We start from the raw sequence: 2,439 nt of genomic DNA, 5'->3' as shown, positions 1-2,439 counted from the left end.
CCGGAACGCAGGAGGCGCCTTTTGAAGGGTGCCTGTGATGGTCGTGGCGGCCGCTATGCATTGGGTTTTCCTGGGAAGGAGGACCTGGCGTGTGGCGGGCCGACACATCAACGATCATCAGGTGAGACTTTTCATGACTAACAGACGTAACGATCCTGTCGCCCTGGCAGCGGCGAAGGCCGGTTTCAGCCCGGCGACCGGCTATCGGGTGCTGCAGGATGCGCGCCTGCCTTCCCAACGACAGGCGCCGCGCGGCCGACGGCGCCCTGATCCGCTATCGGGCATTTTCGAGGAGGTTGTCGTGCCGATGCTGGAGGCCGCCCCCGGTCTTCGTCCTGTCGCGATCTTCGAGGAACTGCGCCGCCGGTACCCGGATACCGAGTTCGGCTCACGACGAACCCTGGAGAGGCGTATTCGCGACTGGCGAGCTCTGAACGGCCAGGATCGGGAAGTCATCTTCAGGCAGGTTCATGAGCCGGGGCGGCTCGGCATGTCCGATTTTACGTGCATGAATGATCTGGAGGTCGCCATCGCCGGGGCGCCTTTGGACCACTTGCTCTATCACTTCCGCCTGCCTTGCGGCGGCTTTGAACATGGGCACGTCATTCTAGGCGGCGAGAGTTTCGTCGCCCTGGCCGAAGGGCTGCAGAATGCGCTCTGGTCTGCCGGCGGAGCGCCCAGGCTCCACCGTACCGACAGCTTGTCGGCCGCCTTCCGCAACCTGGACGCAGATGCGAAGGCCGACCTGACCAAGCGCTATGACGCCCTATGCGCCCATTACGGAATGGTGCCGACGCGCAACAACACAGGCATTGCCCACGAGAACGGTGCGATCGAGAGCGCCCACGGCCATATCAAGGCTGCAGTGAAGGACGCGCTGTTATTGCGCGGGACCACGGACTTCACCGACCTTGCCGCTTATCGCCGCTTCATCGACGAAGTCGTGACCGCAAGGAACCGGCGCCACGGTCCCGGCATCGATGCTGAGCGCAAGGCGCTGCAATCCCTCCCGAACGCACGGACTACCGATTACGAGGAAGTCCTCGTGACAGTGACGTCCTCGGGCGGCTTCACCCTGCGCAAGGTGTTCTACACGGTCCCCTCGCGCCTGATCGGACATCGCCTGCGAGTGCGCCTTTACGACGACCGTCTCGATGTCTTCATCGGCGGCACAAGGCTCATGACCCTGCAGCGCGGCCGCGCCGGTGTGAACGGTAAGCACGGCCACGTTGTCGATTATCGCCATGTCATTCATTCCCTGCGCCGCAAGCCGATGGCGCTGCGGGGATTGGTCTATCGTGACAGCCTGTTCCCCCGTGCGCCCTACCGCCTCATGTTCGAGCACTTGCTGGAAGCTGTGGGCGAGAAAGAAGCCTGCCGGATCATGGTCGAGCTTCTGGCCATGGCCCACGAGCGCGCCTGCGAGGCGGAGCTCTCCCATGTCCTGGAGGAGAACCTGGCAATCCGCAGGATCCCATGCTTGTCGGCACTTCGGGCCCGCTTCAGCCCCGATCCCGCCACTTTGCCCGAAGTCGTGGTCGAGATGGTCTCGCTCTCGATCTACGACGGGCTGATCGAACAGGGAGAAGCGGCATGAGCACGGCTCCCATGATCGACGCACAGCGCCTGGGCCTGATGCTCAATGAACTGCGCTTGCCAACCATTAAGCATATCTGGGGAGATTTTGCAGCCCAGGCGGACAAGGAAGGATGGCCCGCGAGCCGGTTCCTTGCAGCTCTCGCCGAACACGAACTCGCCGAACGCGATCGTCGCCGGATCGGGCGTCATCTGGCTGAAGCCCACCTGCCGGCGGGCAAGACGTTGGACTGCTTCGCCTTCGAGGCCGTGCCGATGATCTCCAAGGCACAGGTCATGGCCCTGTGCGCCGGCGATGGTTGGCTCGACCAGGGTTCCAATCTCATCCTGTTCGGCCCGCCAGGCGGCGGCAAAAGCCATCTGGCGGCGGCGATCGGCCTGGCATTGGTGGAAAAAGGCTGGCGAGCACTGTTCACCCGCACCTCTGACCTCGTCCAACGTCTGCAGGTGGCTCGCCGCGAACTGACGCTGGAATCCGCAATCGCCAAGCTCGACAAATATCATCTGCTCATTCTCGACGACTTCGCCTACGTCTCACGCGACCAAGCGGAAACCTCTGTCCTCTTCGAACTGATCAGTGCCCGATATGAGCGCAGATCCCTGCTCATCACCGCCAACCAGCCCTTCGGTGAATGGAACCGCGTCTTCCCGGACCCGGCAATGACGCTCGCTGCGGTCGACAGGCTCGTGCATCACGCCACGATCTTCGAGATGAACGTGGAAAGTTATCGCCGGCGCACGGCTCAGGCCCGCCGCACCGGGGCTGGACGTCCTGCCGCCTACACCACTCCGAAAGTCCTCGAGACCATCCGCGACAATCAGGATGAGAACGAGATCCTTGCC

Annotated in this window: 2 protein-coding genes; both read left to right on the top strand. The window is 63.1% G+C overall.

From position 1 onward, the window contains the following. Positions 1 to 91: 91 nt before the first annotated feature. Positions 92 to 1,597 carry an IS21 family transposase gene (gene istA, locus L284_RS44795; RefSeq protein ID WP_021235952.1) on the top strand — a complete coding sequence of 502 codons (1,506 nt, stop codon included), beginning with the start codon at positions 92 to 94 and terminating at the stop codon, positions 1,595 to 1,597. After that, the coding region (gene istB, locus L284_RS44790) for an IS21-like element helper ATPase IstB (RefSeq protein WP_021235951.1) at positions 1,594 to 2,439 on the top strand (846 nt) is incomplete at its 3' end. The genes istA and istB, both read left to right, overlap by 4 nt.

The organism is Novosphingobium lindaniclasticum LE124 (assembly GCF_000445125.1).
GTDB classification, from domain to species: Bacteria; Pseudomonadota; Alphaproteobacteria; order Sphingomonadales; family Sphingomonadaceae; genus Novosphingobium; species Novosphingobium lindaniclasticum.
This window is presented reverse-complemented; position numbering and strand designations above follow the sequence as displayed.